The sequence below is a fragment of the Streptomyces sp. NPDC104581 genome, assembly GCF_055583685.1.
In genome coordinates, this window is the sequence record NZ_JBVJNN010000001.1 from 369757 (window position 1) to 375411 (window position 5655).

General features: G+C 71.3%; 5 protein-coding genes. 2 read left to right on the top strand and 3 right to left on the bottom strand.

Going from position 1 to position 5655, the window contains the following annotated elements; genetic code table 11:
* A partial coding sequence (locus tag ACZ61E_RS01570) for an MsnO8 family LLM class oxidoreductase (protein ID WP_469696617.1) occupies nucleotides 1–932 on the top strand: 932 nt, incomplete at its 5' end.
* Between the two features lie 127 nt (nucleotides 933–1059).
* Here ACZ61E_RS01570 and ACZ61E_RS01575 read toward each other — a convergent pair.
* Genes ACZ61E_RS01575 through ACZ61E_RS01585 form a run of 3 tightly spaced genes read right to left on the bottom strand, consistent with a single transcriptional unit; the run spans nucleotide 1060 to nucleotide 4524 of the window.
* Nucleotides 1060–1806, bottom strand: a complete 747-nt coding sequence (locus ACZ61E_RS01575; RefSeq protein WP_469696618.1) for a succinate dehydrogenase/fumarate reductase iron-sulfur subunit — start codon at nucleotides 1804–1806, stop codon at nucleotides 1060–1062.
* A complete protein-coding gene (locus ACZ61E_RS01580) occupies nucleotides 1803–3767 on the bottom strand; it encodes a fumarate reductase/succinate dehydrogenase flavoprotein subunit (protein WP_469696620.1) in 1965 nt (654 codons plus the stop codon). Before ACZ61E_RS01580 ends, ACZ61E_RS01575 begins: the two co-directional genes overlap by 4 nt.
* A 1-nt stretch (nucleotide 3768) precedes the next feature.
* Nucleotides 3769–4524: a succinate dehydrogenase cytochrome b subunit gene (locus ACZ61E_RS01585; RefSeq protein ID WP_469696622.1), complete on the bottom strand. Its 756-nt coding sequence runs from the start codon at nucleotides 4522–4524 to the stop codon at nucleotides 3769–3771.
* A gap of 93 nt (nucleotides 4525–4617) precedes the next feature.
* On the opposite strand from ACZ61E_RS01585, the gene ACZ61E_RS01590 reads away from it, so the two are divergent.
* A complete protein-coding gene (locus ACZ61E_RS01590; protein WP_469696624.1) occupies nucleotides 4618–5550 on the top strand; it encodes a LysR family transcriptional regulator in 933 nt (310 codons plus the stop codon).
* Nucleotides 5551–5655 lie beyond the last annotated feature (105 nt).

Below are 5655 nucleotides of genomic sequence, written 5' to 3' on the forward strand. Positions count from 1 at the left end.
CCGAGCGGAGGTGGGGAGTGTTAGGTAACCATGGTTTCGGGTTCTCAGAGCACAATGCGGTGCGGGTTGCGGCGGTTCCCGCCCCCGTGGTCTTGGCCCCCCCCCCCCCCCCCCCCACCTCCACGATCCGCGTCGGTACGGGCGGGGTGATGCTGCCCAACCACCGTCCGCTCGTGGTGGCCGAGCAGTTCGGGGTGCTGGAGTCGCTGTTCCCCGGCCGGATCGACATGGGCATCGGCCGCTCGGTCGGGTTCACGGACGGGATCCGCCGGGCGCTCGGCGCGGGCAAGGAAGCCGTCGAGAACCCCGGGGACTTCGCCGGGCGGATCGGGGAACTGCTCGGCTGGTTCACCGGGGACCAGGACCTGTTCCCGCAGGTCCACGCCCTGCCCGCCGAGGGCCTGCGACCCGAGCCGTTCGTCCTGGCCATGGGGGAGGGCGCGGACGTCGCGGCGGCGGTCGGTCTGCCCATGGTGGTGGGCGACCTGCGCGGCCGTGAGCGCATGCTGCGGGCCGTGGAGCGCTACCGGGAAGGCTTCCGCCCGTCCGTCTGGTCGGACCGGCCGCATGTGGTCGTCGCGGGAACGGTGGCGGTCGCCGCGAGCGAGGACGAGGCGCGCCGGCTGCTGATACCCGAGGCGTGGTCGATGGCCCGCTCCCGCACCCGTGGCGCCTTCCCGCCACTGGCGCCGGCCGAGCGGATCGAGTCGCTGACGATGACCGCGAAGGAGCGGGAGTTCTACGAGTCGGGGCTGCGCGGCCATGTCCGGGGCACCGAGGAACAGGTCGCCGAGGCCCTGGAGTCGGTGATCAGGGAGAGCGCCGCCGACGAGGTGCTGGTGACGACCAGTACGTACGACCGCGACGCCCTCCTGGACTCGTTCACGCGCCTGGCGCGGATCGCGGGTCTGGGCGCGGGCAGCGGCAGTTGACGCGTGCCCGGCTCGGGACACCCGCCCGGAAGCACCCGGGCCGTCTGACAACGGCTCGACAGGTCCTGGTCGTGTCTTCGAAGTCCCGCCCGGCCCGCGGCGGCTGGCGCTCCTTCGAAGACTCGGCCTAACGCCCCACCCTGCGGGTCGCCCGCAGCCACTCCTTGTTCATCGCCGTGATCGACGGGAGCGGGATGCCCTTGGGGCAGGCCGTCGCGCACTCGCCCGCCAGGGTGCAGCCGCCGAAGCCCTCCTCGTCCATGGTCGCGACCATGTCCAGCACACGGCTCTCGCGCTCCGGCGCGCCCTGGGGCAGCACGTTGAGGTGGTTGACCTTGGCCGAGGTGAAGAGCATCGCCGAGCCGTTGGGGCACGCGGCCACGCACGCGCCGCAGCCGATGCACTCGGCGTGCTCGAACGCGAAGTCGGCGTCCGCCTTGGGCACGGGGGTGGCGTGGGCCTCGGGGGCCGATCCGGTGGGGGCGCTGATGTAGCCGCCGGCGCCGATGATCCGGTCGAAGGCCGACCGGTCCACGACCAGGTCCTTGACGACGGGGAACGCCCCGGCCCGCCACGGCTCGACGTCGATGGTGTCGCCGTCGGTGAAGTGGCGCATGTGGAGCTGGCAGGTGGTGGTGCGTTCCGGGCCGTGGGCGTCGCCGTTGATGACGACGCCGCAGGCGCCGCAGATGCCCTCGCGGCAGTCGTGGTCGAAGGCGACCGGGTCGTCGCCGTCCAGGATGAGCCGCTCGTTGAGCGTGTCGAGCATCTCCAGGAACGACATGTCCTCGGAGATGCCGTCGATGTCGTACGTGACCATGGCGCCGGTGGCGTCGGCGGCGCTCTGCCGCCAGACGCGCAGGGTGAGCCTCATGCGTAGCTCCGCTGGGTGGGGTGGACGTACTCGAAGACGAGGTCTTCCTTGTGCAGGACGGGCGCGGTGCCGGTGGCGGTGAACTCCCAGGCCGCCGCGTAGGAGAAGGCGTCGTCGTTCCGTTCCGCCTCGCCGCCCTCGGTCTGGGACTCCTCGCGGAAGTGGCCGCCGCAGGACTCGGCGCGGTGCAGTGCGTCGAGGCACATCAACTCGGCGAGTTCCAGGTAGTCGACGATGCGGTTGGCCTTCTCCAGCGCCTGGTTGAGCTCCTCGCCGGTACCCGGCACCTTGATGCGCCGCCAGAACTCCTCGCGGATCTGCGGGATGCGGTCGAGTGCCTTGCGCAGTCCGGCCTCGCTGCGGGCCATCCCGCAGTGCTCCCAGAGGAGTTCGCCGATCTCGCGGTGGAAGGAGTCGGGGGTGCGGTCGCCGTCGACGGCGAGCAGCAGCCGCAGCCGGTCCTCGGTCTCGGCGACGGCATCGGCGACCGCCGGGTGGTCGTCGCCGATCTCGTCCTGGTGCGGGTTGCGGGCCAGGTAGTCGTTGATGGTCGACGGCAGGACGAAGTACCCGTCGGCGAGGCCCTGCATCAGGGCGGACGCGCCGAGCCGGTTGGCGCCGTGGTCGGAGAAGTTGGCCTCGCCGATCGCGAACAGTCCGGGCACGGTGGTCTGGAGGTCGTAGTCGACCCAGAGTCCGCCCATCGTGTAGTGGATCGCCGGGTAGATGCGCATCGGCACCCGGTACGGGTCCTCGGCGGTGATGCGCTCGTACATCTCGAAGAGGTTGCCGTACTTCTCCTCGACCGCCTTGCGGCCGAGCCGGCGGATCGCGTCGGCGAAGTCGAGGTAGACGCCCTGGCCGCCGGGGCCGACGCCGCGGCCCTCGTCGCAGACGTTCTTCGCGGCGCGCGACGCGATGTCGCGCGGGACGAGGTTGCCGAAGGAGGGGTAGATCCGCTCCAGGTAGTAGTCGCGCTCGTCCTCGGGGATCTCGGCGGGCGGGCGGGTGTCGCCGTGTGCCTTCGGCACCCAGATCCGGCCGTCGTTGCGCAGCGACTCGCTCATCAGGGTGAGTTTGGACTGGTGGTCGCCGGAGCGCGGGATGCAGGTGGGGTGGATCTGGGTGAAGCAGGGGTTGGCGAAGTGCGCGCCGCGCCGGTGGGCGCGCCAGACGGCGGTGGCGTTGCTGTTCTTGGCGTTGGTCGACAGGTAGAAGACATTGCCGTAGCCGCCGGAGGCGAGAACGACCGCGTCGGCGAAGTAGGTCGAGATCCTGCCGGAGATCAGGTCGCGGGCGACGATGCCGCGCGCCCGCCCGTCGACGACGATCAGGTCGAGCATCTCGGTGCGCGGGTGCATCTCGACACTACCGGCGGCGATCTGCCGGGACAGTGCCTGGTATGCGCCGAGCAGGAGTTGCTGGCCGGTCTGGCCCCGGGCGTAGAAGGTGCGGGAGACCTGGACGCCGCCGAAGGAGCGGGTGTCGAGGAGACCGCCGTACTCGCGGGCGAAGGGGACGCCCTGGGCGACGCACTGGTCGATGATCTCGACGGAGATCTGGGCGAGCCGGTGGACGTTGGACTCGCGGGCCCGGAAGTCGCCGCCCTTGACGGTGTCGTAGAAGAGGCGGTGGATGGAGTCGCCGTCGTTGCGGTAGTTCTTGGCGGCGTTGATGCCGCCCTGGGCGGCGATGGAGTGGGCGCGGCGCGGGGAGTCCTGGTAGCAGAACTGGACGACGTGGTAGCCCTGTTCGGCGAGGGTGGCTCCGGCGGCGCCGCCGGCGAGTCCGGTGCCGACGACGATCACGGTGTGCTTGCGCCGGTTGGCCGGGTTGACCAGTCTGGCCTCGAAGCGGCGGGTGTCCCAGCGTTCGGCGACGGGCCCGTCCGGGGCCTTGGTGTCGGCGAGGGGCGCGCCGGTCGTGTAGTCGGTGTACGTGGGCGGGAGGCGGTCGTCCATGTCAGCTCACCACTCCGGTCATGACGCCTACGGGCAGGGAGATGAAGCCGACGGTCAGCACCAGCGCGAGGCCGTTGGCCATGGTCTTCAGTACGCGGTCACGGGTGGCGCTGCCCATGCCGAGGGTCTGTGCGGCGCTCCAGAAGCCGTGCCGGACGTGCATGCCGACGGCGAGCATCGCGGTGATGTAGATGACGTTGCCGTACCAGGTGGAGAAGGTGGCGACGACGTTCTCGTACGGGTGGCCCGGCTGGGCGTTCTCGTTGACGGTGAGCGTCGTGAGGTCCAGCAGGTGCCAGACGATGAACAGCGCCAGGATGATCCCGCCCCAGCGCATGGTGCGTGTGGCGTAGCTGGCGCGGCGGCGCTTGTGCACGTAGGCGGTGGGGCGGGCGGCGATGTCCCGGCGACTGAGCTGGTAGGCGCAGACGCCGTGCAGGACGACGGCGGCGAGGAGCACGACGCGCACGATCCACAGGGCCCATTCGTGGTGCAGGACGGGCGCGCCCATGGTCCGCAGCCAGTGTCCGTAGGCGTTGAACTCGCCGGGACCGAAGAAGATCTTCAGGTTGCCCAGCAGATGCGCGACGAGGTAGCCGAGCAGGATCAGGCCGCTGACGGCCATGACGGCCTTCTTGCCGACGGTGGAGCCCCAGAGGGTGCCGAGCGTCGAGGGCCGCTTGCCGGGGCGCCCGCCGGCCGGTCCGCCGCCCGCCTTCCGGTCCGCCCGTTTGTCCGTACGCGTTGCCAGTGCCATGACACGCACGGTAGGGCCGGGGACACTGAGAGGTCCAAGACATGGTTCGGCTCATGTCCATAGACTGTGCCTATCGTGACCTAGGATGGCCGAATGCAGTTCCAGCAGCTCGTGTACTTCGTCGCCGTCGCGGAGACCCTGCACTTCACCAGGGCCGCCGAGCGGGTGCACGTCTCCCAGCCCTCGCTCTCCCAGCAGATCAGGGCGCTGGAGAAGGAGCTCGGCGCCGAGTTGTTCGGCCGGGCGCGGGGCAATGTCGCGCTCACCGACGCGGGCGAGGCCCTGCTGCCGACGGCCCGTCGGATCCTCGCCGACGCGGAGACCGCGCGCCACGAGGTGCAGGAGCTGGTCCAACTGCGGCGCGGCCGGGTACGGCTCGGCGCGCCGCCGAGCCTCTGTACGGGGCTGCTGCCCGAGGTGCTGCGCGAGTTCCACGACCGGCACCCGGGCATCGAACTGCTGATCGAGGAGAGCGGTTCGCACGATCTCGTACGCGAACTGGCGCGCGGCGCGCTGGACCTGGCCCTGGTGGTGTTGCCGCTGCCGACCCCGTCGCCGGCCCTGACGACCGTCGAGCTGCTGCACGAGGACCTGGTCGTGGTCTCGTCGGCGGCGGCGCCGGGTCCGCGCAGACCGGTCCGGATCTCCGATCTGCGCAGGGAGCAGCTGGTGATGTTCCGGCACGGTTACGACCTGCGGGAGCTGACCGTGGCCGCCTGCCGGGCCGAGGGTTTCGAGCCGGTGTTCACCGTCGAGGGCGGTGAGATGGACGCCGTACTCGGTTTCGTGCGCGCCGGTCTCGGGGTGGCGGTGGTGCCGAGCATGGTGGCGCGGCAGGCGGGGCGCGATCTGCGGGTGACCCCGTTGGCGCCGCCGGGGCTGCGCCGTACGATCGCGCTCGCGCACCGCAGCGACGTCGCGCCGCCGCGCGCGGCCCGCGAGCTCCAGAAGGTGCTGTTCAGCGCGCGGGCACGGAGCGGCACCGGCGGCGGCGGTGCCGGGGAGCCGGGCACGCGACGCGCGTAGCGACCGCGGGGGGGCGGTCGGGCGCCCCCGTCCGGGGGGGGGGGGAACACGTTGGTCAACGAGAAGGGGTGTGGCACGTCGGGGGGGGCCGGACGCGATTAGTAC

Bases quoted from the DNA above. Each gene is read 5' to 3' on its own strand.
- ACZ61E_RS01575 (WP_469696618.1), bottom strand. From the start codon at position 1,806: ATGAGGCTCACCCTGCGCGTCTGGCGGCAGAGCGCCGCCGACGCCACC.
- ACZ61E_RS01585 (WP_469696622.1), bottom strand. From the start codon at position 4,524: ATGGCACTGGCAACGCGTACGGACAAACGGGCGGACCGGAAGGCGGGC.
- ACZ61E_RS01590 (WP_469696624.1), top strand. From the start codon at position 4,618: ATGCAGTTCCAGCAGCTCGTGTACTTCGTCGCCGTCGCGGAGACCCTG.
- ACZ61E_RS01580 (WP_469696620.1), bottom strand. From the start codon at position 3,767: ATGGACGACCGCCTCCCGCCCACGTACACCGACTACACGACCGGCGCG.